This window comes from Humibacillus xanthopallidus (assembly GCF_006717145.1).
GTDB classification, from domain to species: Bacteria; Actinomycetota; Actinomycetes; order Actinomycetales; family Dermatophilaceae; genus Humibacillus; species Humibacillus xanthopallidus.
In genome coordinates, this window is the sequence record NZ_VFQF01000002.1 from 1,116,694 (window position 1) to 1,141,709 (window position 25,016).

24 protein-coding genes and 1 tRNA gene are annotated in these 25,016 nt (G+C 67.7%); 10 read left to right on the forward strand and 15 right to left on the reverse strand.

Translation table 11 applies throughout. The annotated features are described in order from the left end of the window. Nucleotides 1-12: 12 nt before the first annotated feature. Nucleotides 13-903: an MBL fold metallo-hydrolase gene (locus FHX52_RS15880; RefSeq protein ID WP_141823288.1), complete on the reverse strand. Its 891-nt coding sequence runs from the start codon at nucleotides 901-903 to the stop codon at nucleotides 13-15. 102 nt (nucleotides 904-1,005) lie between these two features. Between FHX52_RS15880 and FHX52_RS15885 the strand changes: the two genes are divergently transcribed. From FHX52_RS15885 to groL, 3 genes are all read left to right on the forward strand, one after another. Beyond that, a complete protein-coding gene (locus FHX52_RS15885) occupies nucleotides 1,006-1,470 on the forward strand; it encodes a hypothetical protein (protein ID WP_141823289.1) in 465 nt (154 codons plus the stop codon). Nucleotides 1,471-1,499: 29 nt separating this feature from the next. Next, nucleotides 1,500-1,925, forward strand: coding sequence for an HIT family protein (locus FHX52_RS15890; protein ID WP_141823290.1), 426 nt, complete (start codon nucleotides 1,500-1,502; stop codon nucleotides 1,923-1,925). Nucleotides 1,926-2,212: 287 nt separating this feature from the next. Beyond that, nucleotides 2,213-3,847 (forward strand): chaperonin GroEL, encoded by a 1,635-nt coding sequence (groL, locus tag FHX52_RS15895; protein WP_141823291.1) that lies wholly within the window; start codon nucleotides 2,213-2,215, stop codon nucleotides 3,845-3,847. 293 nt (nucleotides 3,848-4,140) lie between these two features. Here groL and FHX52_RS15900 read toward each other — a convergent pair whose 3' ends face one another. Further along, on the reverse strand, nucleotides 4,141-4,431 hold the full coding sequence (locus FHX52_RS15900) for a WXG100 family type VII secretion target (RefSeq protein WP_141823292.1): 291 nt from the start codon (nucleotides 4,429-4,431) through the stop codon (nucleotides 4,141-4,143). 130 nt (nucleotides 4,432-4,561) lie between these two features. On the opposite strand from FHX52_RS15900, the gene FHX52_RS15905 reads away from it, so the two are divergent. After that, the gene (locus tag FHX52_RS15905; protein ID WP_141823293.1) at nucleotides 4,562-5,350 is read left to right on the forward strand and encodes a DUF4031 domain-containing protein; all 789 of its coding nucleotides are present in this window, start codon (nucleotides 4,562-4,564) and stop codon (nucleotides 5,348-5,350) included. A 61-nt stretch (nucleotides 5,351-5,411) separates the two neighbouring features. On the opposite strand, the gene FHX52_RS15910 is transcribed toward FHX52_RS15905, so the two are convergent. Continuing rightward, nucleotides 5,412-5,906 carry a YajQ family cyclic di-GMP-binding protein gene (locus FHX52_RS15910; protein WP_141823294.1) on the reverse strand — a complete coding sequence of 165 codons (495 nt, stop codon included), beginning with the start codon at nucleotides 5,904-5,906 and terminating at the stop codon, nucleotides 5,412-5,414. Nucleotides 5,907-6,039: 133 nt separating this feature from the next. On the opposite strand from FHX52_RS15910, the gene FHX52_RS15915 reads away from it, so the two are divergent. Further along, nucleotides 6,040-6,120: transfer RNA gene (locus tag FHX52_RS15915), tRNA-Tyr, on the forward strand. Nucleotides 6,121-6,280: 160 nt separating this feature from the next. On the opposite strand, the gene FHX52_RS15920 is transcribed toward FHX52_RS15915, so the two are convergent. The 6 genes from FHX52_RS15920 to FHX52_RS15945 all read right to left on the reverse strand — a co-directional run bounded on the left by FHX52_RS15920 (nucleotide 6,281) and on the right by FHX52_RS15945 (nucleotide 13,881). After that, the gene (locus FHX52_RS15920) at nucleotides 6,281-7,699 is read right to left on the reverse strand and encodes a tyrosine-type recombinase/integrase (RefSeq protein ID WP_141823295.1); all 1,419 of its coding nucleotides are present in this window, start codon (nucleotides 7,697-7,699) and stop codon (nucleotides 6,281-6,283) included. A gap of 2 nt (nucleotides 7,700-7,701) precedes the next feature. Continuing rightward, nucleotides 7,702-7,902 carry a helix-turn-helix transcriptional regulator gene (locus FHX52_RS15925; protein WP_141823296.1) on the reverse strand — a complete coding sequence of 67 codons (201 nt, stop codon included), beginning with the start codon at nucleotides 7,900-7,902 and terminating at the stop codon, nucleotides 7,702-7,704. 1,021 nt (nucleotides 7,903-8,923) lie between these two features. Beyond that, complete coding sequence (locus FHX52_RS15930; RefSeq protein ID WP_141823297.1) at nucleotides 8,924-9,562, reverse strand: hypothetical protein; 639 nt, start codon at nucleotides 9,560-9,562, stop codon at nucleotides 8,924-8,926. Beyond that, nucleotides 9,562-10,314: an SDR family NAD(P)-dependent oxidoreductase gene (locus tag FHX52_RS15935; RefSeq protein WP_141823298.1), complete on the reverse strand. Its 753-nt coding sequence runs from the start codon at nucleotides 10,312-10,314 to the stop codon at nucleotides 9,562-9,564. The genes FHX52_RS15930 and FHX52_RS15935 overlap by 1 nt, the downstream gene beginning before the upstream one ends. A 77-nt stretch (nucleotides 10,315-10,391) precedes the next feature. Further along, on the reverse strand, nucleotides 10,392-11,111 hold the full coding sequence (locus FHX52_RS15940; protein WP_185747316.1) for a class I SAM-dependent methyltransferase: 720 nt from the start codon (nucleotides 11,109-11,111) through the stop codon (nucleotides 10,392-10,394). Continuing rightward, on the reverse strand, nucleotides 11,104-13,881 hold the full coding sequence (locus FHX52_RS15945) for an NACHT domain-containing protein (protein ID WP_141823300.1): 2,778 nt from the start codon (nucleotides 13,879-13,881) through the stop codon (nucleotides 11,104-11,106). Before FHX52_RS15945 ends, FHX52_RS15940 begins: the two co-directional genes overlap by 8 nt. 261 nt (nucleotides 13,882-14,142) lie before the next feature. Between FHX52_RS15945 and FHX52_RS15950 the strand changes: the two genes are divergently transcribed. Genes FHX52_RS15950 through FHX52_RS15970 form a run of 5 tightly spaced genes read left to right on the forward strand, consistent with a single transcriptional unit; the run spans nucleotide 14,143 to nucleotide 18,667 of the window. Then, nucleotides 14,143-14,322 carry a hypothetical protein gene (locus FHX52_RS15950; RefSeq protein WP_141823301.1) on the forward strand — a complete coding sequence of 60 codons (180 nt, stop codon included), beginning with the start codon at nucleotides 14,143-14,145 and terminating at the stop codon, nucleotides 14,320-14,322. Beyond that, a complete protein-coding gene (locus FHX52_RS15955; RefSeq protein WP_141823302.1) occupies nucleotides 14,319-15,146 on the forward strand; it encodes a hypothetical protein in 828 nt (275 codons plus the stop codon). The genes FHX52_RS15950 and FHX52_RS15955 overlap by 4 nt, the downstream gene beginning before the upstream one ends. Then, the gene (locus tag FHX52_RS15960; RefSeq protein WP_141823303.1) at nucleotides 15,146-16,399 is read left to right on the forward strand and encodes an OmpA family protein; all 1,254 of its coding nucleotides are present in this window, start codon (nucleotides 15,146-15,148) and stop codon (nucleotides 16,397-16,399) included. Before FHX52_RS15955 ends, FHX52_RS15960 begins: the two co-directional genes overlap by 1 nt. Nucleotides 16,400-16,433: 34 nt before the next feature. Beyond that, nucleotides 16,434-17,816, forward strand: a complete 1,383-nt coding sequence (locus FHX52_RS15965) for a hypothetical protein (RefSeq protein ID WP_141823304.1) — start codon at nucleotides 16,434-16,436, stop codon at nucleotides 17,814-17,816. 56 nt (nucleotides 17,817-17,872) lie between these two features. Next, the gene (locus FHX52_RS15970; protein ID WP_141823305.1) at nucleotides 17,873-18,667 is read left to right on the forward strand and encodes a zinc metalloprotease; all 795 of its coding nucleotides are present in this window, start codon (nucleotides 17,873-17,875) and stop codon (nucleotides 18,665-18,667) included. Nucleotides 18,668-18,905: 238 nt separating this feature from the next. On the opposite strand, the gene FHX52_RS15975 is transcribed toward FHX52_RS15970, so the two are convergent. The 6 genes from FHX52_RS15975 to FHX52_RS16000 all read right to left on the reverse strand — a co-directional run bounded on the left by FHX52_RS15975 (nucleotide 18,906) and on the right by FHX52_RS16000 (nucleotide 24,948). Further along, nucleotides 18,906-20,270 (reverse strand): helix-turn-helix domain-containing protein, encoded by a 1,365-nt coding sequence (locus tag FHX52_RS15975; RefSeq protein ID WP_141823306.1) that lies wholly within the window; start codon nucleotides 20,268-20,270, stop codon nucleotides 18,906-18,908. After that, on the reverse strand, nucleotides 20,267-20,602 hold the full coding sequence (locus FHX52_RS15980) for a hypothetical protein (RefSeq protein WP_141823307.1): 336 nt from the start codon (nucleotides 20,600-20,602) through the stop codon (nucleotides 20,267-20,269). The genes FHX52_RS15975 and FHX52_RS15980 overlap by 4 nt, the downstream gene beginning before the upstream one ends. A gap of 25 nt (nucleotides 20,603-20,627) precedes the next feature. Next, nucleotides 20,628-22,064 (reverse strand): CHC2 zinc finger domain-containing protein, encoded by a 1,437-nt coding sequence (locus FHX52_RS15985; RefSeq protein ID WP_141823308.1) that lies wholly within the window; start codon nucleotides 22,062-22,064, stop codon nucleotides 20,628-20,630. Then, on the reverse strand, nucleotides 22,061-22,669 hold the full coding sequence (locus FHX52_RS15990; RefSeq protein WP_141823309.1) for a hypothetical protein: 609 nt from the start codon (nucleotides 22,667-22,669) through the stop codon (nucleotides 22,061-22,063). Before FHX52_RS15990 ends, FHX52_RS15985 begins: the two co-directional genes overlap by 4 nt. A 161-nt stretch (nucleotides 22,670-22,830) precedes the next feature. Beyond that, nucleotides 22,831-23,259, reverse strand: coding sequence for a hypothetical protein (locus tag FHX52_RS15995; RefSeq protein WP_141823310.1), 429 nt, complete (start codon nucleotides 23,257-23,259; stop codon nucleotides 22,831-22,833). Nucleotides 23,260-23,637: 378 nt separating this feature from the next. Further along, nucleotides 23,638-24,948 (reverse strand): type IV secretory system conjugative DNA transfer family protein, encoded by a 1,311-nt coding sequence (locus FHX52_RS16000; protein ID WP_246070038.1) that lies wholly within the window; start codon nucleotides 24,946-24,948, stop codon nucleotides 23,638-23,640. Nucleotides 24,949-25,016 lie beyond the last annotated feature (68 nt).

Consider the following 25,016-nt stretch of genomic DNA (forward strand, 5'->3'; position numbering starts at 1 on the left):
TGCCACGACCGCTCAGGTGACCGGACGGTTGGCCTGCTCCCAGCCGCGGCGGATGGCGGACTCGAGGTGCTCTAGCGGGTAGGGCAGGCGCTCGTCCGGCTCGCGCAGCGCCGCTTCGAGCGGTTGCCCCGCGAGCCGGCGTGCCCTGATGACCGACGCGACGATAGCGATGTCGTCGCGCTGGGCCTCGACGAAAGCGGGGTCGACCGGGCGGCCGTGCCCCGGGACCACGACGGTGCGCGCGCTCGTCTGGTAGAGGTGCGAGGTGAGGGTGTCGGCCCAGTCGAAGGGCCAGCAGTCGCCGCCGAACGACGGGTGGGCGCTCTCCTCCACGAGGTCGCCGAGGAAGACCGCGTCGGTGTCGGGCACGACGACGGCGATGTCTCCGTCGGTGTGGCCGCGACCGGCATACGTCATCGTGACGCAGCGGTCACCGAGGTCGATGGTCGCGTTGCTGCCGAAGGTGCGGTCGGGCGCGCGCACGACCGTGGCCATGACCTCCGCAGCGTCCTGGGCCGTGTAGCCGTGCTCCGGCGCCGCACCGGGGTCGGCGCGGAAGAGCGCCTTGATGCGCTCCGCATCGGCCTCGAGCGTGCGTCCGACGTTGTCGTGGGCGTGCACGGTCGCGGTCTCGAAGGCGGCGTTGCCGAAGGTGTGGTCGAAGTGGACGTGGGTGTTGACGACGTGGGTGACCGTGATGTCGCGGCCGAGGCGGCGCACGTCGTCGAGGGCGTGCCGGCCCTGGACGTCGCTCGCCCGCGTGTCGATGACGACGGCGCCGTCGCGGCCGAGGACGAGCCCCACGTTGACGTCCCACTGGGGGTAGCGCGCCACGAAGACCCGGTCGGCGACCTCGACGAAACCGCGGGCGACCGAGGGCCGGGTCGGGGGCTGCGCCGTCATGCGCCCACGCTAGCGGCGGGACGGGGCCCAGCAGGCTCCGGAACGGCTCTCGCCCGGTTGCGATGCCCGATTCGCGCCGATCGTGCTCTACCTTGGGTAGCCATGTCCCTCGATACCCGCACCGAACGACGACAGGCCCGCCAGCGCCGCAACCTCGTCATCGGTGGGGTCGCCGCCCTCGCGTCGGTGCTCAGCGTGAGCCTGCTCGTCGCCCTCCTCACCGGCGGCGCCGACCAGCCCGCGTCGGCGGAGCAGCCGAACGGGCCGTCGACGAGCGCCTGGACACCCACCGACGACGACGTGTGGAGCGAGGCCCCCTCCACGACCTCGGTGCCGACCGTGACCGCCCCGGGTCTCACGGCCGCCACGGGCACCCCCACCGCCACCACGCCCGCCGCGCCGCAGCGCACCGCCGTCACCGTTGCTCGCACGACGAGCGCACCCAGGCCTGCAGACCCGGCGCCGGCGACGCCCACCACGACGATGACGACGAGCCCGACGAGCAACGTGCCCCCGGGTCAGCTCAAGCGCCCCAAGCCCAAGACGACCCCGCCGCCCCGCCGCTGAGCAGCGGCACGCCGTGGGAGCCTGACCGCATGGACTGTGTCTTCTGCTCGATCGTCGCGGGGGAGGTGCCGGCGGACGTCGTGCTCGACGAGCCGGACTTCGTGGGCTTCCTCGACCGGCGCCCCGTGTTCAAGGGGCACGTGCTCCTCGTGCCGCGCGAGCACGTCGACACCCTGCTCGACCTGCCCGCGCGCCTGCACGCCGGCCTCACCGAGACCGCGCAGCGCCTCGCCCGCGCCGCCGTGGAGGGCCTCGGTTCACAGGGCACCTTCGTGGCGACGAACAACGTCGTCAGCCAGTCGGTGCCCCACCTGCACGTCCACGTCGTGCCCCGCACCAAGGGTGACGGGCTGCGCGGCTTCTTCTGGCCGCGCACGTCCTACGCCTCTGCCGACGAGTCCGCCGGGTATGCCGCCCGGCTCGCCGCCGCGCTGGGGCCGCGCCCGCAGGACTGACCCGGGCGGACGGCATACGGACGCGAGATCGCGCCACGGCCGGTGGTCGGGGGCGCTCGGGGGCGCTCGGGGGCGCAGGCCGTCTGCGGCCGTGAGCTCAGAAGGGTTTGCACTCTCCGGGCGAGAGTGCCAATAATGGCGTTAGCACTCTCCATGGGGGAGTGACAGAAATGGGCCGTAGTTCGAGGGGCCCGGCCTCGCAGTGACGTGAGCTGCGCGACGGTCCTCGTCCGTCGCGGGCGACCTGCGGCCCGACACCAACGTTTCGTGTGGGAGGAACCACCCGAATGGCCAAGATCATTGCATTCGACGAAGAGGCGCGACGCGGTCTCGAGCGAGGGATGAACATCCTCGCCGACGCCGTGCGAGTCACCCTCGGCCCGAAGGGCCGCAACGTCGTGCTGGAGAAGAAGTGGGGCGCCCCCACGATCACCAACGACGGTGTCTCGATCGCCAAGGAGATCGAGCTCGACGACCCCTACGAGAAGATCGGCGCGGAGCTCGTCAAGGAGGTCGCCAAGAAGACCGACGACGTCGCCGGTGACGGCACGACGACGGCCACCGTCCTGGCCCAGGCCATGGTGAAGGAAGGCCTGCGCAACGTGGCTGCCGGCGCCAACCCGATGGCGCTCAAGCGCGGCATCGAGAAGGCCGTCGACGCCGTCTCCGCGACCCTGCTCGAGCAGGCCAAGGAGATCGAGACCAAGGAGCAGATCGCCTCGACCGCCAGCATCTCGGCGGCTGACGAGGAGATCGGCTCGCTCATCGCCGAGGCGATGGACAAGGTCGGCAAGGAAGGTGTCATCACCGTCGAGGACTCCAACACCATGGGCCTCGAGCTGGAGATGACGGAGGGCATGCGCTTCGACAAGGGCTACATCTCCGCGTACTTCGTCACCGACACCGAGCGCATGGAGACCGTCCTCGACGACGCCTACGTCCTCGTCGCGAACTCCAAGATCGGCAACGTCAAGGACCTGCTGCCCCTCCTCGAGAAGGTCATGCAGTCGGGCAAGCCGCTGCTCATCATCGCCGAGGACATCGAGGGTGAGGCCCTCGCCACCCTCGTCGTCAACAAGATCCGTGGCACGTTCAAGTCGGTTGCCGTCAAGGCCCCCGGCTTCGGCGACCGCCGCAAGGCCATGCTGACCGACATCGCCATCCTCACCGGTGGTCAGGTCATCTCCGAGGAGGTCGGTCTCAAGCTCGAGAACGCCACCCTCGACCTGCTCGGCAAGGCTCGCAAGGTCGTCGTCACCAAGGACGAGACGACCATCGTCGAGGACGCCGAGGACCGCTCGCAGATCGAGGGCCGCATCGCCCAGATCAAGGCCGAGATCGAGAAGTCGGACTCCGACTACGACCGCGAGAAGCTCCAGGAGCGCCTCGCCAAGCTCGCCGGCGGCGTCGCCGTCATCAAGGCGGGCGCGGCCACCGAGGTCGAGCTCAAGGAGCGCAAGCACCGCATCGAGGACGCCGTGCGCAACGCCAAGGCTGCCGTCGAGGAGGGCATCGTCGCCGGTGGTGGCGTGGCCCTCATCCAGGCCGCCAAGGTCGCGTTCGAGTCGCTCAACCTCGAGGGTGACGAGGCGACGGGCGCCAACATCGTGCGCGTCGCGACCGAGGCCCCGCTCAAGCAGATCGCGATCAACGCCGGTCTCGAGGGTGGAGTCGTGGCCGAGAAGGTGCGTGGGCTCGAGTCCGGATGGGGCCTCAACGCCGCCACCGGCGAGTACGTCGACCTGCTGGCCGCCGGCATCATCGACCCGGTCAAGGTGACCCGGTCGGCGCTGCAGAACGCAGCCTCGATCGCGGCGCTCTTCCTCACGACCGAGGCCGTCATCGCCGACAAGCCCGAGAAGAACGCGCCGGCGATGTCCGGTGGCGACGACATGGGCGGCATGGGCGGCATGGGCTTCTGAGCCCACTGGCTGTCTGCAGGACCTGATCCAACCGAGGGCCGGTTCCCGACACGGGAGCCGGCCTTCGGCGTGTTCGCGGTGGCCGGACGGGCGGGCTCCGGCCCTGTCATGCCGAACGCACCTTCTGCTGTGCGTTTGGCACCACACAGGCCGCAGAGGTGCCGACCGCGCGACCTGTCGCGCGTCTGGCACCTCGCTGCGCCCAGGCGCCGAACCCGGCCAGGCCATGGAGGGGACTCGACCCCGCCGGGAGATCGTGGGCTGACAGGGCTGACAGGGGGTGGTGGGCTCGGTCAGCGGGTGAAGAGGGCGCGCGTCGCGTTCTCGTGCTCGAGGTAGGCCGCCGAGACCCGCGAGGTGAGCCGGGCGATGTCGGACAGGGCCTCGTTCATGCGGGCCTGGGCGCTCTGGTAGTCGTGCAGCACCCGGACGAACTCCGCCTTGGCCGGGCCCTCCCACGCGCCGTCGAGCGAGGCGAGGCGCCCGCGCAGGGTCGCGACGTCGGACTGGATGCTCTCGGCGAGGCGGTTGATGTCGCCGGCCGCTGCGGCGATGACCTCGGTGTCGACGATCGAGCGGGACATGGTGGCTCCTTCGGGTCGGGACGCCCGGTCTGACGTCCTGTCCCGACCGAGGCTAGGTCGCCGCGGGGCAGCGCCTCCGGCGTCATCCACAGGCCTCGGCGATGTCGGGGCCCTGCCCTAGGCTGCCAAGGTGACGGTGTGGATCGATGAGCCCATCTGGCCTGCGCACGGTCGGCTGTTCGCCCACCTCGTCAGCGACGCGTCCTATGCCGAGCTGCACGCCGTCGCCCGCGCCGCGGGTCTGCACCCGAGGTCGTTCGACGGCGACCACTACGACGTGCCCGACGTGCGCTGGCACGAGGCGGTCGCCGCAGGTGCGACGCCCACCTCGGGGGTCGACCTCGCCCGCCGGCTCAACGCCTCGGGCCTGCGGCTGCGCAAGCGCAAGCACGATCGCGGCGTCGCGCGGCACCTCGACGTCTCCTTCCCCAACGGGGCGAGCGACGTCGACCTCATCGCCTCCTCCGTGCCCGTCGACGAGCGGCGCGTCATGGCCGCGATGGTCTTCGTGCGCGACTCGGGCGGTGACTTCGCCGTCGTGCACAGCGTCCGGCGCCGCGAGTGGGGCTCTCCCGGTGGCTGGCGTGAGCCCGACGAGTCACCGGTCGAGAACGCCGTCCGTGAGACGCACGAGGAGACCGGGCTGCTACTCGACCCGGCTCGCGTGTCCCCTTGCGGCTATGAGCGGTTCACGCCGCGCACCGACGACAACGTCATCGGTGTGGACAAGCCCTATCTCCAGGTCTTCCGCACGGAGCTCGACGCGGTGCGCCCGCCGCTGACCAACGGAGACGACGGCATTCACGCCACGCGCTGGGTCACGCCGCAGGAGTATGCCGCCCTCTGCGGTCACCTCTTCTGGTGGCCCCTCGCGGCCGAGGTGTTCCCCGACCTCCGGGGCCTCGTCCCCGCCCCGTGACACAGGTATGCCGTCCGCCGGAGCCAGGCGGACGGCATACCGGATGCGGCTGAGTGGGTGCTCAGCGCTGGTTGGTGAAGGAGAGCGCGACGTCGAGGTCAGCCTCGCGCAGCATGCGCTGGACGGCCTGGAGGTCGTCGCGGCTCTTGCTCGAGACGCGCAGCTCGTCGCCCTGGATCTGGCTCTTGACGCCCTTGGGGCCTTCGTCGCGGATGAGCTTGTTGATCTTCTTCGCGTTCTCCTGGGAGATGCCCTCCTTGAGGGCCGCGTCGAGGTGGTACTCCTTGCCGGAGATCCGCGGGCCGGCCTCGGGGACGTCGAGGTGCTTGAGGCTGACCTTGCGCTTGACGAGGTGGGTCTGGACGACGTCGAGGACCGCCTTGCAGCGCTCCTCGGTGCTGGCCTTCATCTTGATGACCTCGCCGGCGAGCTCGACGGAGGCGCCGACGTTCTTGAAGTCGTAGCGCGTCGCGATCTCCTTGCTGGCGCTGTTGACCGCGTTCGCGATCTCCTGCTTGTCGAACTTGCTGACGATGTCGAAGGAGGAGTCGGCCATCGGGGGTCCTTCCGGATGCTGTTGTCTGGTCAGTCGGGCGGGCGCGTCGGGGCTGGTGGAGGCGTCCTGACGGCCACCGCGGCCCCGATTTCGGACGCCGCCCGATCTCTTGCTATCCTTCCAGACGCACCAAGGCAGGTTGTCCGAGCGGCCAATGGAAACGGACTGTAAATCCGTCGCGAGAGCTACGAAGGTTCGAATCCTTCACCTGCCACACAGTGCTCAGAAGGGCCCCTGGCCAGCGGAAACGCCGGTCGGGGGCCCTTCTGCCGACGCCGGTCGCTGTCCGGCTATGACCGGCTCCAGACAGTGCTTTACGGGTGTCAGTGGGGAACTGGTGGGGAAGTTCGCGCGTCTCCCGGTGCGGATCTTGGTCATGGGCGGATCCCCTCGGCGGCGGAGAGTGCGAGCTCGACCCTGCGGCGAGAGGCCGCGTCCTGGCCGACGATGCAGGATGCGTAGACGCGCAGGAGCACGCTCACGCTGTGGCCGGCCCACTCGGCGACCTGGGTCGCGGGAACGCCGGCGTTGAGCCACAGCGAGACCGCAGCGTGGCGCAGATCGTAGGGACGCTTTGCCAGTGGCGAGCGATACTCAGCTTCGGTCAAGGCACCTTGGCGGGCCTTGTCCCAGACCCGGTAGACGATTCCCATCGACTGTGGGCTTGCGAAGGGAGGCGCGACGGGGATGCCCGCTCGGCCCGCGCGAGTGACGAAGAGGCGACCCTCGAGGCCCGGGGGGAACGTATCGATGTGTCGCCGCAGCACCGCCACCAGCTCTGGTGGTGCAGGTACCTGTCGGGTCGCCCTCCGCGCCCGGTGCTTGAGGCTCCGGTCCTCGGTCGCCTGGCCGGTGTCGGTCCACGCGGATCCCACGGTCTGAGTGGAGCCGAGCAGGTGCAGTGTGCCCCAGGAATCGAGGCTCGTCGGAAGCTCGAAGTCCTGGACCTTGAGGTGGCGCACCTCAGAGGGGCGCAGGCCCGCGTAGTAGATGCAGGCAAAGAATGCCTCCAAGGAGGGGTAGATGGCCGCGACGACGTCGAGCAGCTCCTTAGCTTGGTGCGGATTGACAACCACACGTCGGTCGATCTCGTCTGTGTGAGTTGGGGGCCTCCAGGCGATCCGGTCCAATGGATTCGTCGGCAGAGCAGCAACCTCCACGGCGTACTGGAAGGCGCTGTACAGGGCGGATCGCTTTCGAGCGACCGTGCTGGAGGAGGCTGGCTTCCCATCCAGCTTGAGCGCCAATGCCTCGAGTACTCGCCGCAACAGCGCTGACGCTGCCATATCGACGAGCGACGGCGAGTGCCGGCGAGCCCATCGAACCGCGGCCGCGTGCTCCTCTGGCGGCTCGGTCTCCCTCGACCCTGAACGAGCCGCAGAGTTGAAGACCCAGCCCTCCAGAGCGCGGCGTATGACCGTTGGGTCGATGCTTGAGGCGGGCAGCGCGGCAACGGTGGCCGTGGTCAGGCCCTCGGCAATGCCTTTTCGGTGGCGCGGGGAAGCATGCGGCCATTTGACGTCGACGAAGGTCATCGCGTGATCCACCCACGAAACGTCCGGCAGCTTGTCGAGGACGCTGACGGGTTGTCCCGTCTGCACGTCGAAGGGCTCGGCTTGGCGCAGGCCCACCAAGAGCCGCGCGCGGAAGGACTCGGCCAACTTGATGGTGTCAAAGGTCCTCTGAAGAATGCGACCTTCGACCCTCCATCTGACGGTGTACGTCGTCTTGCGCTTGCCTTTGTAGCGACGGACACCCCACACCTGCACGTCGAGGGTGGTCCGCGAGGTCATTGTCAGACTCGCTGTTCGAGAGACTGCAGCCAGCTCTCGAAATCGGCGCGCCTAATCCGCAGGTCGCCATTCGGCAGCTTGATGCAGGGTGGTGCCTTCCGCGCAGCACGCCAGTCGTAGAACGTCGACCTGGCAACGCCGAGTTCGTCGCAGATCTCCCGGACAGTGAGATGAGTGTGCTTGTCGTTCTGCGCTGTGGTCATCACCGGCTCCCTTCGACGTCTGTGGTCGTGAGCCGTTCACATCCGACAGGGGGCCCTATGCGCCTGAGACATGAAGAAGCGCACCGGTCGTCGCGGCGAAAAGGGTCTGCATAGTCGCGAACGACTGCGCAGGCAAGTGCATAGATGTATTGCGAAGGGGACCGCGGACCGTATGTCGGGTCGACGGTTCCTACCGTGGCCTGCCCATGTTCACCGCGGGGATGATCGCCGGTGGCGATCGCCCTTGGCGAGTGGCGGTAGAGGCCGCGAGCGGCGGACGGGTAGGTCGTCGTAACGTCAGCGGTCATGACTCGGGCGGGGCGTCCGAACTGCTGCCATCAAGATGATCCGCAAGCAGCGCAATTACGCGCCCTTCGTGACGATTGCTTGGGCGAACCTGTCGCGGCAGGAAGGCCCTGGATGTTGTTGTCGCTGCGCGGCGGTCCGCCTGGATGGCTAGAGACTGGATGACTTCTTGTCGCTTGGGACGGTCTCGTGCCAGTCGACCGCTTCGTCAGTGGGCTGTGTCTCACCTTCCACAGACATCCCTGTGAGACATTGAGCCTTCCGCTCGCCTCCTGTACAGCGGAGCAGCTCCTCGGCGAGATCGTCAACGAGAGGCTCCCGTTGTGATCCATGAGCCATGAGCCATGAGCCATGAGCCACGAGCGGTTGGAGTCCCTGAAGAGCGACCAAATCTGCGAGAAATCCAGCAAGCAATGAATCCTTGGACGTGACTGATCCGACAGGGATCGTGGTTGTCGGGCCGGTCCGGAAAGAAGGGCCGGAGGACGTCGCCCCTTCGCTGCTTGACGCGGAGCGTCTCACCACAGTGTGTGGTCGGCGGGAGCCAGATCTCCCGCGGTCGCACCAAGGGGTTCGGCAGTCCCAGCCGCCTGGCCGCGCACTGGCCTCGCGACCTTGGGCACACCGCCCCATCTCTCGTGCCAGCCAGGCATGGGCCGATCCTGGCCTCCAACTTCTTGAGGAGCCACCCGGCTCGTCGACGGCGTTGGTGCAATTAGCCGGCAAGCACTCGCGCAAGAGTCGCGCTCGCAGAACGTTCTTCGTCCGGGGTCAATCCAGGGCGTTTGAAGTGAGTGGCGTTGAAGGGGCTTTCGGCCGCGAGCATCATGCCGCCCGTCTGCCGTGGACCCATCATCACGTAGGTCACGACGGTCTCGTCGTCCGGCACCAGAGTCTCATGCGGGACGCCGGCATCCATGTGGTGGCAGGTGCCAGCCTCGACGGTGCGAAGTTCCTGTCGGACAAGCTGTACGTTATCGCCGGTGGGCTCGATTGAGTCACCGTCAGCACCGCCGTACTGAACGGCATGCGCGACGAGTGCGGGTGCCTCACTTGATCTCCCGAAGATGACGTCGGCGTACTGCCCGTTCAAGACGAGGGACTGCAGCTCCCAGTCGTGGCTGTGGATGGTCGGATGACCAGGCAAATCACGTCGCGCAATCTCGCCAGGCCAGATGTGGACACGGTGGGAGCCGGTGAAGACACCGTCCCGCACGTCGCCTAGTCGGAACACAATGAAGCCGTTCGGGTGCCAGCGTGCACTGGAGACGTTGTTGAGCGCCTCTCGTATCGCCGAGCGCCAATTGTTGTGCAGATGGCGCTCGGCCCACGAGGACCATGTGGTGTCGGTCACTAGATCTCCAGTCGCTGTCCACCGTCGAGCGGGATGACTGCTCCGGTGATAAAAGGGTTGTTGACGAGGTAGGCGAGCGCATCCGCGACCTCGCTCGGCTCGCCGAGCCGACCGGCTGGTGTGGTGGAGATGGCCCAATCGACGACGCCCTGCCCGGCGGAGCGGGTCATTTCGGTGTCGATGTTGCCGGGAGCGATGCCGTTGACGGTGATCCCGTGGGCCCCGAGCTCGCGTGCCATAGCAGTCGTCACGGTGGCCAGTGCCGATTTCGCAGCGGTGTAGGCCAACACCGCCGAGGAGCCCTTGTCGGCGTAGGTGGTGTGGATGTTGATGATCCGGCCGAAGCCCTGGTCTTTCATGCCGGGCGCAACGGCCTTGATCAGCAGGATCGGTGCAATGACGTGCTCGGCGAAGGTCGTTGCCGAGTCCGCAAACGTTGCCGCGCTCCACTCAGACGGTCGCAGGATGCGCCCGGCATTGTTGACCAGGACCGAGATCGCGTCGCCCACGGCCAGCTCGGCGGCCAGATTCTCTACGGCCGCCTTGTCGCTCAGGTCAGCTTGAACGGCGCGGTGGACTCCAGGGCCCGGGAGGTCGGCGACGAACTTCTCGGCGATGTCGCTCTGCTCTCGGTAGACGACGATGACGGCCGCCCCGGCGCTCGCCAGCCGCTCGCTCATGGCAGCGCCGAGCCCCCGGGTGCCGCCGGTGACGACAGCAGTCCGTCCAGTCAGTTGCAGGTCGTTTGTCATCTTGGGTTCCTCTTTCTCGTAGTGAGCTGCAACCCAGTCGGAAGACGGGTGCTGGTCGTGTTTCTCGGCGACGTAGGTCAGTCGTCTGGCTTCTGTCCGATCGCGATGATCGTGCCGCCGAGGCGCGGGAAGACCCGTGCAAGCAGCGGGAGGTTGTAGCGCTTCCCGCGTCGGTGGAAGTCCACGAAGTTGCTGCGCACGTCGAGCGTTCTGAAACCAACACTGCTGAAAGCGCGATCCAACAACTCCGGGGTGAAGGGCCGGATGTGCAGCCGGATGTAGTCGTGAAGCGGGTCAATGTGGCGGGGAGCCTTGCCCAGAAGGAACCTGAGTCGATCCTGCAAGGTCGCGATGTTCGGCGTCGTCACCAACAGGAGGCCACCTGGCACAAGGACGCGGTGGCACTCGTCAAGAAACCGCCGGGGGTCGAAGAGGTGCTCGATCAGCTCGCCGCAGAAGATCGCGTCGACGGATGCGCTATCCAGGGGAAGGCCGGCGGTGACGTCCGCGCAGATCTTGGTTGTGAAGCCCGTGGCACCCTCAAGGGCCTCCGCAGACGCGTCGATGGCGATGCGGACAGCCTGCGGGTAGCTCTCCTTGCCGACAGGGCTACTGTCGCCGGGGCCAATATCCACGAGGACAAGGTTGGCGCTGGTGGGCGCAAGGTGCGCGTGCAGCAGTTCCGTCGCGACCTGCGTTCGTCGGCTGTGGTAGATGCTGGAGATGTACTCGAAAGCGCCCGGCTTGGCGTAGTGCTCCTGGTTGGCGCGGAGCGCCTGCTTGGCGGGGTCAGTCATCACGTACTCCCAGCTCATCGAGTAGCTCGCCGAGCTCGCGGGTCTCGGGCCAGTCCTTGGTGCGGGGGTCGCTCTGGAAGTGCGTCTGAACCCAGTTCAGAAGATCACGGTTCTCGAAGAGCGTGCTGGTCACCGAGTCACGAGAGATCGTGCGGTGATGGTACAGATCCAGGATGGTGTACAGATCCAGGCGCCAACTGCCGAAGTCGGTCTCGATCGACAGCTGGTAGATCAGTCGCGACACCGTCGAGCTCACTGTATTGAGCCGTCGGTCAAGGTACGGCTGCACGGGGTCGAAGGGCTGGTCGCCGAAGAACGACAGGTGGTAGCCGATATTGAGATCATTGGCGGCCGTCGTACGGCCAAGCGTGCGCTCTCGGCGCAGCGACTCGATGTACTGATCGATGCCCTTAGTCTCGCCACCGAAGCTGAGCCCGATGGCAAGACCCCTGCTCACCCATGGGTCATGCTCGATTGCGAGCCGGTCGAGCATGAGGTTGCGGACCGGTTCGAGCGGGAGCGACGACAGGTAATAGCAGATCTGCTGAATCGTCGAGCGCAGGCGGATGGAGTCCGGCTCGCGTGCAGCCTCGCGGTCGTAGCTGGCCAGCGCGCCCTGAAGGTTTTGGGCAAGCTGACGAGCGATGCCCGATGACGACGACGTGTTCTTCAGCTCGTCCTTGATGAAGTCAGAGACCTGCGGGGAGAGGTACTGTCGGAACACCGAGGCGGCTGCTTCCGGTCCCGTCTTCGCGGCGTTGATGATGTACCGCGCCACCAGGAACTCCTGGAAGGTCTTGTGCATGAACTCGAAACTGTCGAACTGCGTGGTACCCGAGCCGACGGCCTCGGCCCCGATCAGAATCGAGTGCAACTCAAGATCCCGTGCGTACGCCTTGACTTCGTCGGGCGTCTTGTCGAACAGCATCTCGGTCAACGCCTGTCGGATCTGTCCATCGGTGAACGAGGGTGCAGTCTGGAGGCCGGGAGTGCCTTCGTCGTAGAAGCGCCATGCGAGGTGCGTCAGTAAGTCGAGCTTGTCGGCCGACTCAAGGACGCTCCCGCGCCGGGCGGCTTCGTTGCGGAGGGTCTGCACGATCCACTGCCGGTGTAGTGATAACGAGTTCAGCTCCAGCGGGAGGTTGTTCTCGCCGGGTGGGATGAGGTCGAGCGCCATGTTGAGGCGCAGCGGGATCGAGAGGAGCGACTCGACGTTAGGCGACTCAAGCCGACGCTTAAGGCCCTCGACCACGCTCAGATCGTCAGTGTGGAAGACGTGCCGGTGGTAGGCGTCGATGTAGCGCTCGATCGTCGGCACGTCCCACGGCCGCATCTCCAGTACAGTGCGCCCCTCTACGAGAGTCGTTCCGGTGAGGAACTGCTCGTAGAACTGTGTGCGGCAGGCAATGACGTCCGCGCCCTGAAGGCTCTCGTTCTCGATCGCCTCGCGGACCTGCGGCAGGGTTCCCGACGCCAGAAGCTCGTCCAGGGAGTCCATGACGACGACGTCTCGACCATCGGTGAGCACCGCTGCTTTGCTGAGGTTGACGGCGCGCAGGTCGATCAGCACGGGAATGCGGTCAACATTGTCCGGCAACCGTGCGGCAAGGGCCAGGAAGATCAGGCGGCAGACCAAGGATTTTCCCGCTCCCGGAGGAGCCACAATCAGGTATTGCTCACCGTTGTCCCGCAGCTTCTCGGTCAGGTGCTTCACGACATCAGCGATTGGCTGGTTGCGATTTGCGCCCGCGCGGATGGACGCCGTCGCGGGCATCCGGAGCGCGGTGTTGCTGTCCAAGTCGCGCAGGGTCAGCGTCGATGACCCGGTGACCTTCAAGCTGAGCAAGCGGTCTCGCTCTGCCGCCAGGTCACTGCGTGTCGCCGAGACCTCCGCCCGCGACGGCATCGGTTTCTGCGCCTCCCGGGTCGCGCCCGGCGTCGCGGGAAGGATGTACGTCGGCTTGTTCGCACGCTCGTCAAGCCATCGGGCGACCCTAGCTTCGATGGTCGACACGTTCACCGTGTCCAGCTCGTTGTGGACCCCGAGCTTGGTAAGCGCGATCTTGGCGTCGGAGAACAGCTCGGAAGCCCGCTGTGTGTCACCGAGATGCGCCGTAAGGCCGACGCGGAGCTCCCACAGGGTCGGAAGGGCGACAGATTCCAGCTCGAACTGGCCCAGGGCGAGGAGGAGCCCGTCGGCGTCGTAGTTGGTGTGCTTGACGATGCCGCCGAAGTAGGAAGCGATGGCGTGCTCCCGTAGCGCCGACGCCGTCGTCACCTCCTCGATCCATATCGAGACCTCGTCGTCTGGCGACACCCACTCCGTCGGAGGCTTGATTCGTCCCAGCGTCTTGATCGTGGGATGCAGCAACGGCATGACCGGCTCGAGTTGCTTGAGCGCCGCGACTGGCTCTCCAGCGTCGGCGAGGTCACTTGCGTGGCTGAGGCGATCGGCGATGTCCAGAAGGTCGACCGCGGCGCGATCGAGCGTCAGCGAGTAGGCCCCAGTTCCCTTCGCCTCCAAGCTGTAGCCGGTGATCCCGTGGTCGGTGAGGAGCTTCTTGATGCCCGGCGCGTTGCCACGGATCTTGCTGGTGTCGCGTTCCTCCGGGTCGTCATACCAGCCGGCCGCTGCGAGCGAGTCCCCGTCGACCGTCTCGCTGGCCTTGAGCAGCAGGGCGGTCAGGATGCGCGAGGGCTTGTTGTCGCGGATCTCTTTGCCGCCGAGCAGGAGTCCATTGATCACAGAAATCGGGTAGCTCGCGGTCACGTCCTCGCCTCCTTCCTGCTGCCCGGAAAACCACGGTAGTAGCCCGGCTGTGGCCGCGTGTTGACGACTGTCGAAACCACACCCACGACAGTCCCCCATTAGGCGTCAACAGTCGGCTGGTTGACATACCGAGGCACTCGACCGGGCGGCCGTGTGTTGACGGGTGTTGAGTTCAGGCGCCTCCAACAGAGCCGAACGACCACCCCCAGCGTGCTTGCCACGCTTTATCCAGTGTCCACATCGAGCGGGAGGAGCCAGGCCATGAAGAACCCCAGCAACGGCATTACGTATTGGCCGTACGAGGTGTGCGACGACACCGGCGTCGTGACCTCTGGTCTCATCTTCGCGCCCTCCGCCGCGAGTGCCGCCTGGCACGTGATGCGCTTCGTCGCGCCGACCGCGCAGGTGCACGTCCTCGACGAAGGCGAGGGGGCCGCATGATCGACCGCGCTCTCCTGCAGGCGAACGCCGCGCCCACGTCGGTGCTCGCGGAGCCGCACAGTCTCCTCCAGGACGCCGTCCTCACAGCGCTCTCCGCCTGGTCGGAGGAGGCGACCGGTCTGCTGGAGTACTTCCAGGACAACATCGCCTTCCATCTCAGCCTCGACGGCCGGCCGACGGTGCTCGGCTCGTTCAGCAAGAACGCGCTGGTCTTCTCCGACACCGAGGTCTCGACGATCCAGATCCACCTCGGCGAGATCCTGCGTCTTGTTTTGCCGGCCCAGCGCGCGACGCAGTTGGTCGTCACCGCGTTGCACGAGCTGGCCCATGCCAACGCCGCTCTCGACGGCGTCAAGGACACTAGCCGCGGCGGCCGCTACCACAACCGCAAGTTCGGTCGTCATGCCGCCGGCCTCGGTCTGCAGACCGAGTTGGCGCCGCAGATCGGTGTCATCACCACCGGCCTCGCGCCCCACGTTCTCTCGGTGCTCGGCGACGCACTCGTCGACATCGAGGCGGCGCTGGTGATGGAGCTGCCCGGCCCGGTGCTGGGGCCGCTCTCGGCCGCCGCCGCGAGCTCCGCCGGGTTCGACGCCGCCAGCGAAGAGACCACGCTGCCGAAGCACATCAGCGCGGTCTGCGCCTGCGTGGAGATTGCGGGCCGTCCCCGACGGCTTCGCATGGCAGCTGGCTCCTGGCTCGCGGGGCCGGTGGTCTGCGGCGTCTGCCACGCACCCTTTCGACCCGTTGTCGGGTCCCTGTCAACCGCTGGTCGCACGAAAGCCACCAGCGGGGCCGCATCCCCCACGAAAGGAGCCCCGTAATGGCCACCAAGAAGGAGATCAAGAAGAAGGTGCGCGCCAGCTCGACGCGCACCCACAACCGCCGCAAGACCCCTTGGTATTCCCGCGCCCCGAGGTGGGTGCTGGTGCTTGGGACCGTCATCGCGCTGGCGCTGCTCGGCACCGGCGGCGCTGTCTCCTACGCGAAGTACAAGCTCGACTCGTTGGTGCCGAGACTCCCAATCATCGGCACCATCGTCTACACCGCGCCGACCGCCAACGAGCAGGCCATCGACCTGCCGACGTCGGTCACCGACCTGGTCACGCAGGCGGCTGACGCCAGCTCCGGCTTCCGGCTCGTGCGCGTCGATGGGGACGGCACGATCAGCTCGAAGGTTGTCGATGCCACGCCGAAGTTGCCCGACGGTGAGGTTGCAAAGGTCGAGGCCCGCAAGCGCGACGCCACCAACGCCCTGCTGGACAACCTCAAGGGGGACCTCAACGGAGCCGTGGCCACGGTGTCGGGGGAGTCGCTGCTCGGCGGCCTCCAGCGCCTGACCAACCTCGACACCACCAAGCCGGTGATCCTCATCGGCTCGCTGCTCGACACCACGAGTCCCTTCGACTTCCGCTCGCTCGGCTTCGATACCAACGTGCCTGAGCTGGCCGACAAGCTGAAGCAGGCAGATGAGCTGCCGAAGCTCGACGGTGCCGACATCCGCATCGTGGTGCGCGGCACGGCAGGCGACCAGCCGCAGCTGCGCACCGTCCAGAACGACTACCGCCAGGCTGCCTGGTCTACGGTCTTGAAGGCCAGTGGTGCTAGCTCGGTCAGCTTCAGCTATCCCGACGGCAGCACGCCCACCGCGACCGTGCCCGCGCCGGTGGTGCCGATCCCGCCGCCGCCAAGCACCCCGGTGGTGCCGGAGTCGACGCCGACCGGCACCATTTGCACCTTGCTCGGCGGCACCTACTTCCAGCCCGACAAGCCGGTGCTGCTCGATCGCGTGGCCACCCTCAAGGCGATCGAGAAGTGCGTCGCGGCCATGCCGCCCGGCGCGAAGGTGACGGTCACCGGCTACACCGCCGGTGCTGACCCGAAGAACAGCTTCGCGCTAACCCTCAGCCAGCAGCGCGCTGACGTCGTGCGCGATCTGCTCGTCGCCCTGGGCATCGCCAAGGGCGACATCACGACCTTCGGCAAGGGCAACTCGAACGACCGCCCGTACCCGAAGGCCCCCGACGACCCCCGCAACCGCTGCGTCGTCATCACCGCCGACACCGGCACCAAGTAGGAGAGGAACAACCACCATGAGTGAGAGCAACGTCGTGCTCCTCCACCCCGAGGAGCCGCACGAGCCCGGCCCGATCTGGAGCGGGCCGACGCCCAAGCCCAAGCTGACCGAGACCCAGGCAGTCAAAAAGGGCAAGTTCGTCGACCGCAAGACCTTCCGCTTCGTCGACCTGCTCTTCGGCCTCGTCGTCGCGCACCACATCTCGTCTCGGACGCCGCGCAACCAGTGGGAGCCGACGCCGACCGTCACACAGCGGCTCTCCGCGCCGTACATCAAGGAGGGCCAGGACATCGTCGACATCCGGTTGGAGACCGACGTCGACCCCGAGCTTGACGCCATCGACGAGGGCGTCGAGCAGATCAGGGTGAACGTCGAGACGTTGGAGAAGGGACCGGGCGACGTCACCTCGCCCGAGACCAACAAGCCCTTCAGCGCCGCCGAAGGCGTCAGCCGCGCCAAGCAGGACGCCGACCAGATTGAGCGCGACCGAGCCGCCGGGGCGCGCATCCACGAGCGGGTGCCGAAATGGCTGCGCATCGTGGGCCACCTGATGCCGTTCATCGAACTGCTCGGTTTGCTCAGCTTCGCCAGCTTCGAGTTGAACGTGCCGCTGCTGGCGCCCTGGGTGAACCTTCTCACCTGGAGCTTGTGCGTCGTGATCGTGGTGGTGATCTGCATTGCGCTCAAGGTCTCGGTCGACCGCGCCGCGACCCATCACAACCAGGCGCGCGAGAGTGAACTCTACGGCCAGAACCACGAGGCCGAGGCCAGCCGCAAGCACCGCCTCGGCTGGGGCATCGCTGCTGGCCTGATCGCGCTAGTCATCACGGTCTGCTTGCTGGAGCGGGCCGTCGTGGCGCTCACGGCCGCCCGCCCACTGGCGGCGCTGACCCTGGTCGCCCTGGCGGTGATTGCTGGCATCGCCTGCCCGGTCGTCGCCTTCGCGGCCACGGCCTTCGACGGCTCAAAGGTGCGCCGGGAGCACGACGTACTCGTCGAGCAGCTCGATGACGACCGCGACGAGTGGGACGACCACATCGCCTCGATCGAGGAGGAGACCGCCCAGCTGCTGCAGACCGCTGGCGGCATCACGACGCGCATCTTCCCGTCGATCCGGGTCGAGGCCGAGGCCAAGGCCAACGAGGCCCGGCCGGTGTTCAACTTCCTGCGCCTGCAACTCGGGCTGCCGGAGGGTGACGCCCCGGCTGGTGGCACCCGGCTGCTATGGGGCCACGCAGGCAAGGCTCGCAGCGGCTCGATCTCCAACGGTCTTCCGGGCAGCGACGAGATCAGCCTGCAGGGCCTCATCGACCGCTGGCTGCACGTGGAGTCGAAGCGTGGCGAGCTCAAGGCGCTGCTGGACCGTGTGGCCCAGCTCCCGCCCCACCCCTGGGACAAGTCCCGGCCCGACCAGTGATCTCACGGCGTAGCCCGGGGATTCACATCCCCGGCCGACGCAGGAAGGACACCCCCATGCGAAGCGTTCGCCGTGTACGTTCCCGCCGCACCCTGCGGGCACGACCCCCTCGTCGTCGTCGCCTGTCCCGGGCTTCCCGTCGCCGGTCACCGATTCCCAGCAGCTCCCTGATCGCTGCCGTCGCGGTTCCGGCCATCCTGCTTCTTGGCGTCGCCACTGCCCAAGCCGACAGCAAGCTCGACGTGCCGCCGAGCGTCGCCCCGGCGGCACCGGGGCACGCCCCGGCAGCACCGGCCATTCCCGGCGGTCTCAAGGAGGGGCGCGACTACTCGTTCATCGCGAAGGATGGCGGCACGCCCATCCAGTGGGCGTGCACCAAAACCATCCCCGTGGTGCTCGACGGCTCCGCTCCGCCAGGGGCCGAGAGGACCCTCAAGTCGGTGGTGAAGACGCTGACCGACGCCACCGGCTTGCCCTTGGTCGTGGAGCCGAGCGCGCCCACCGCTGGCGCCATCCACGTGCGCTACGTCGCCCAAGGGCAGCAGACTCTCGGCATGGAGCTGCATGACCCTGAGCTGGGCGAGGGCGGGCCGCAGGCGTCCGGCGGCACGATCACCTTGGGCAGGGTAGTGGTGCGCGACGACACGCCAGACGCCGATCCCCGCACTCCCCAAGGTGCCCACGTTCTCCTCCACGAACTCGGTCACGCCGTCGGCCTGAATCACTCCGTCGACAACGTCGACGAGCTGATGGCGCCGTCCAGCGGGCCCGGATCGAAGCCGGTGCTCGGCCCGGGGGACCGGTACGCCCTGAGTGTTATCGGATGCCCTTCAATGGGGGCGGGTGGGTGAGGGACCCACGGGCCACGGTCCAAAGTGGACTTGTACACGTCGACAGCCTGCCGACGGAACTCCTCGGAGTAGTACTTGCGGGCCGTGGTTCAGGATCATCTCGCTTCCCCAGGAATTGCTGGATTCAACGTGTCCATGAACCACGGTCACGGTCCACCGGCACTAATGAGACAACTCCGCTTTGGCTGAAAGTCGTCGCGTCGATTCCGAGCCTCCACAAAACCCGAAACGGGATGGTCTATAGCGTCGGCTGAATCCCGGGCGTTTGGCCAGCTGTGAGTTGGTCGGGCAGCGTTAAGAGCAGCCTTCGAGTCACGGTGGCGGCTTCCTCGGCGGCGCTCGCCTGGTGCGGGAGGTCAGCACCTGAGGCTGCGACCAGGCGGCCTCTGGCCGTCGATGTGAGCCGTTCAGCGGTGTGGTTGAGAGAGTTGGGGCGACCGAAGACGAGACCGGAGCGCACGAGGGCGCTCGAGAGGGCGGTTGCATGCGCGGAGAGCCAGGTGGCGCCTTGGGCGCTCCGAATCAGGGAGTCGTATACCCGCGCCGTATCCCAGGCGTCCCCGTCGTCGCGCGTGACGACATGGTCAAGTGTGGTGAAGAGAGCCCGTGCGGCAGCCGTGTAGTCCTTGGACGGGGGAGCCAGGGTCGTGTTTGGACCCCATACATTAACTGCACCTTGAGCGGCATGCGCGGCCTTCACGAGCAGCTCATGCTGTCTGGCGAATGACGGGCGACCGTTTCGTCGCAGGACGTCATCGAGGGCGGCGTAGATGTGGATGGCCTGGCTGGAGATGTCCTTGACGACATCGAGGCTTGGAACTGTCCTTCGGAGCTCGAGGTAGGCCTCGCGGGCCCAGGCGTGCAGCGCGAGGTCGAGCGCGTCGTTGAGCGTTCGCACCTCTGTGGCTGCTGGCCCGGCGGCGGGATTCTGCAGCCCTGAGACGCGTGTGCTCGGGGGCAGCGAGATCAGCGCTCGAGCGGCATACCGTGCCATTGTCATTGGCCGGTCGACGTCTTCGGTGTCGCAGAGGACGAGTGTGTGCCGAGCTGCCCGCGAGGCGAGCTGCAAGACGTCCCTGGCGATGCTGGTGGCCGAACTGGCCTGCAGCGGTGGCGTGCTCGGGTCGTGTCGGTGGGCGACGAGGATGTCGGCGGTGGCTCCGATGGTGGTGGCGAGCCGTGAGAGAGGGTGGGTCTCGCCTGCGTGGGCGGGCGTGACGTCCTTGAGGGCGAGAGCTGCGAGATTGATCTGGTACCCGTCGGGGTATCGTGCGGCCGCGATTGCCCCGCGGTGGATCTGCCTGCGCACGTGCTCGGGGCTGACGCCCAGGAGCTGGGCGGCCTGGCGTGGTGTGACTGTGTCGTCGCGGCTCGCCGGCACGAGAGGTTGGGGGTAGCTGGTGACGACCCGATGCAGGGGTAGCGCGTCTGCGTCGTACGCTCCTGCGCCGACCCGGTGGCGGGCGAGCTCTTCGAGGATGCGGTAGACGGTCTGGTCGAACGAGTCCCAATGCTGCTCCGTGATGGTTTCGCCGCAGGCCTCGAGCTCGCCCGCGAGCGCGTGTGCTCGGTCGAGGAGGTCCGTGACGGTGGTGAACGTCACGGCCGGTTCCCGCCGTGCGCGCCGGAAGCGGCCTCAAGCTCTTCGACGAGGCGTTGCAGGTCGAGGATGTGGGCGCGCCAGAAGTCGAGGTCGGCCGGGGCATCGTCAGGTGCCACGGAGTTCAGTTCGGTCAGTGCCGCTTCGAGGTGGCTGCCCGCGTTCGCGCGCTGGGCGATGGGCGCGGGCAGTGGGTGGAGCCCGGCGGCGACGAGGCGCAGGGTGCCCGCGAGGGTGGACCACCGTGCGAAAGGGTTGTCGTGGCTGCGCGCTTGGGCGAGCGCCGCGGCTTGGTGGAGCTCGCCTGCTGCGATGTCGAGCTGAGCACTGGACATGGGGTCTCCGTGGTTGGTCGATGGGTCACAGAAGGGCAGGGCCGGCGGCGACCGCCGCTCCCCGAATGGCACCAGACGCGGGCTGTAGCTCGCGGGCGAGAGCGATCGTGAAGACTCCCCGGGGATTCCAGCCGTGTCGGGTCATCTCGCTGGTGACTTCGTCGATGAACCGGGCACGCGCACGGGGGCTGAGGCCCTCCACGAGCGGTGCCACCGCGGCGACGGTGTCGCGAACCGGGTCAGTGGCCCGGGCGAGGACGAGCCGGACGAGGTCACGGCCCGGCAGATGCGTCACAGGCCCGGCTCCGGTCTGGGACTCGCAGGGGCGGAGGAAGGCGTTGACGCCGGTCGGACCGTGGTCGGCGATCCACGCTGCCGGGTCGGTGCCGGCGGGCATCTCGGTGATGGCCAGAGGCCGACGGGCAGTGAGGCACATGGCCTCCACCCACCGGTCGGTTCCGCGGCGGCCGGCATCGTCGCCATCCAGTGCGACCCGCGGCATCTGGGGGCTGGCGGCCAGGACCGCGGCGGCTTGGGTGGGGGAGACCGTGATCCCGTTGGCGCTCATCGGGGCGATCTGGTCGGAGACGCCGGCGGCCGCGGCAGCGGCAGCCAGGGCGATGGCGTCGATGGCGCCTTCGACGATGACGGCGTGACCGCTGGCAGCGAGGGTGTGGTGCGTCGGTCGGTAGAGCAGCTGGGACTTGTCGAAGACGGGGGTCCGGCTGGGGTTGCGGTACTTCGGGGCGTGGGGATGGCCGCTGACGTCCCGGCCGATGAAGCCGTGGATCTGCCCGTGGCTGTTGGTGACGGGGAAGATGAGCCGGTCCCGGAGGGTGTCGATGAGCCCGCCCGTGCGGGTCCGCGTCGCGAGATCGAGCTCGAGCAGCTCGTCGTCGGTGACGCCTTCGCCGCGGAGGTGCTCGGTGAGGGTCGTCCAGCCGTGGGAGGCGTAGCCGACGAGGGGGCCTGGGGCTTCGAGTTGGAGGTCGCGGAGGTTGAGTCCTCGGTGGTGCCAGAGCCGCTGGCGGGCGAAAGAGGCTGCGACGGGTGTCGAGAGGTGGTCCCAGGCCAGCTGGTTGATCTCGAAGGCGCGCTCGTGAGTGACCTGGAAGTCCGGGGGCGCAGGGACGGAACGCAGTCGCGGGTGGTTCGCCGCGATGCCGCTGACGGGTATGGAGCGGCCGTTCTCGAGTTCGGCAACCGCGTCCAGGAAGTCGAGGTTGCGGGTGCGTTGGACGAAGTCGATGACGTCGCCTGAGGCGCCGCACCCGAAGCAGTGGAAGCGGTCGGGCACCCCCTCGACGGACATCGACGCCGTTCGGTCCTCGTGGAAGGGGCAGCACGCCATCCAGGCGCCGCCTCGAGGGATCAGCTCGATGCCCGCGTCCGCCATCACGTCCGGCAGGGGGTGCCGATCGCGGAGATCCTGCACGTCGACCGACGCGCGCTGAGAGGTCACAGCTGCGCTCCGATCGAGAGTCGGTCCGGCTCGGCCGCCGGCGTCGTCGTCGTTTCAGCGAGGGCCGCCGAGTGCTTGTGAACGAGGTGCGCGAAGCTCTCGACGGGGAGGTGGACGTCGGTGTCGAGGGCCTGGCGGAAGGTGCGGTCGACAGCGAGGCGCGGCGCGCGTTCTGCGAGCACGGCGTACTCCTGCCAGGTCGGGTCCCACGCGTAGAGCAGCCCCTGGGTCGCCTCGTCTCCCTCGAGTCGCAGTGATACCCGCTGGTCGCCACGCGCGCCCCACCGCATGCCGTAGTCACGGTCGGTGCCCGGGAGGTGGCCGTACTGCCTCTCGAAGGCGTTCGGCCCGATCCAGGCGAGATCGACTGGCGCGGTCAGCGTCGGGTTCTCGAGGCCGTATGCCGCCGAGCGGAGGGTGTTCACGTCGCTCGCTCCTGCGTCGAGCGCGGCGGTGATCCGCTCGCCAATGGAGAAGGCGTCTTCGCCGAGTTCCGGTGCGAGGTGGAGCGCGGCTGCCTGGGCGAAGGCGTTGCGCTGTCCCAGTCGGTACCAGTAGTCGATGGGGTCGCTCTCCTCGACGTTGCGGCTGGCGTTTCGGGACAAGGCGAGCAGCTGGGCTGTGAGGGACCGAGTGGCGGCCGTTGGGCCGTCAGCGGGTGTGGGAGTCATGGCGCCCTTCCCCGCGCGAGGCTCTCTCGCGCGTCAGGGGAGCAACACGATCGGAGGGACACCATTGGCAGAGAGCGTCGGCTGTGGTGAGACGGTCAATCCGTCTCCGATGCACTGGTACTCACGGCAGCCCACCGCGCCATCAGGTCGTCGCGGTGTCCGTTGAGCGAGCACTGGGTTTTGGCGACCTGCTCGCCGAGCAGCTGCTGACAGTCGTGCAGGGCACGGACGAACTCCATTGCGCCCGTGGGGGATGCGGTGTCGGCGTAGTCGGCGCGTTCGTGGTCCCGTAGCGCGGAGAGGATCTCCACCATCGCCCCGTGCCGGTGCCAGCACGGTGGGATGATCCGCGGCTCGAAGGCGAACCGCACCACCAATGCTTCGACCCACTCGCGAAGCTGGTCCATCGCATCGGATGCTTCGGCGTCCGTAAGCGATGGCCAGTGAAGCGGCCCGCGAAGTTGACCGAAGGTGCGCTCGAAGGGGTCCAGCCCGAAGTCGAGTGGCTCCCGGTCCTGGCTCATGACTGAGCGGGCGGGAGTGTCGCGGTGGAGGGACGACGCGGCTGCGCTCTGCGGAGGATCGCGATGATCCCGGCGGTCGCGTGGGGCCGGCTGTACCGCTGCCAGCCGGCGTCGGCGTCGAGGATGGAATGGAGAAGATGGTGATGGCGGCGGCAGAGGGGGAGCAGGTCCCTGACGTCTTCGGCGCCGACGCGGACGTAGGTGGCGTGATGGAGGTGCCCCGACTTGAGGGTCCATGGGCGTCCGCACACCAGGCACGCGGGTTCGGCTCCTGCAGTGGTGAGCCAGGCGGCATACCACTCGCGCCGTTTGTCGCGCCAGGCGCGCGACGCGAGGTACACGTCGTAAGTGCCGCCGGTGCCTCCCGAGCGACGGGTCCTACGAGACATTCGCGTGCGCATATTGGATCTCGTGCTCGAGCTCGGTCCGTTGCGACAGAAGCGCCTTGGCATCCTTGCGCTTCAACCAGGGCGTCAGAGTGAGCGCGATGGGTCGGGCCGACCGAAGAAGCAGGATCGCGGACCCAAAGGGCAGGGTGCGCAAGGCGGACGCTTCGAGGATCGGCGCTTCGGTGGTGGACGTCGACGAGCTGCGGCGGCCGTCGGGCCCGATGCTCCGGTTGGTCGTCTCCTTCGTGTGGGTGCCGATGAGCTTGGACAGGTCGTCGAGGTCACGCGCGTTGGAACCTCCGCCCAGGATCAACTTCACGATCGCGGCGTCCCAGATGGCGGAGGCAGCGTGCTCGCCCCAGACGGCGCGTGCCTGTGCCAGTGACTGGAGGACGACCGTGGTGGAGATACCGGAGCCGCCCCCGTCTGACATCAGCGACGCCAGCGAGGGCAGAGGGTAGTTGGCGGCCTCGTCGAGGACCATCGACAGGGGCGGGTCGAGCCGGGCTGAGGGGGAGCGTGCCGCCGCTCGCCGAGCCACCTCGAGGACGTCCTCGAGGAAGGCGCCGACCAGCCCGGAAGTCGCGGCCGCGCCGGTCGAGGTCCCGAGAAGGTAGATGGTGCCGTTGTTCGCGAGGAACTCCGCCGGGTCGAAGTGTTCGCGGTCGCTGGGGGAGACCGCATCCAGCACGCGGGGGTCAGCGAGGGCCGCGAAGGCGATCGAGACCATGGCCCAAACGGAGTCTCGCTGCCGCGGGTCCGCGCTGATGAGCGAATCCAGTCCCTGGTGCCACGAGGACGCCGCGCCGGGGTGGGTGCTCAGGATCATCACGGCCTCACGTGCGTGCACCGCGGAGAGCGACCAGCGGTAGAGGTCTGTCGAGGTGCAGCCGCCCAAGGCCGCTGCATGCAGAAGCGCACGGACTGCCTGCTCGGCGGATGCCTGCCAGAAGTTAGCGTCGGTGGTGCCGGTCGCGGCACCGGACGTGAGTGCCTTGGCACGGATCATCGCCACGTGCGGGTCCTGGCAGCCACGGATAGGAGACCAACGTGCTGCGGAGGGGATGCCGGGGGCGAGGCCCTGTGGATCGAAGACGGCGACCGGGCCGACGGACTGCCGGGCTCGCAGTGTGGCTGTGAGGTTGTCCGGCCGTGTGCTCGTGGTGATCACGGCCCCTGGGGCGTCGAGGATGGCGGGGATGATGACATGCAGGCCCTTGCCGGATCGGGGCGGTCCGAGGACGACGATCGAGTCCTCGACAGTGGAGCAGCAAGCGACTCCGCGGGAGTGCCCGATCACTCGGCCGACATCCTTGAGGGTGGTGTGCGTGAGTGTGGGCCGCAGAGCTTGAGCTCGCTTGAGGACGC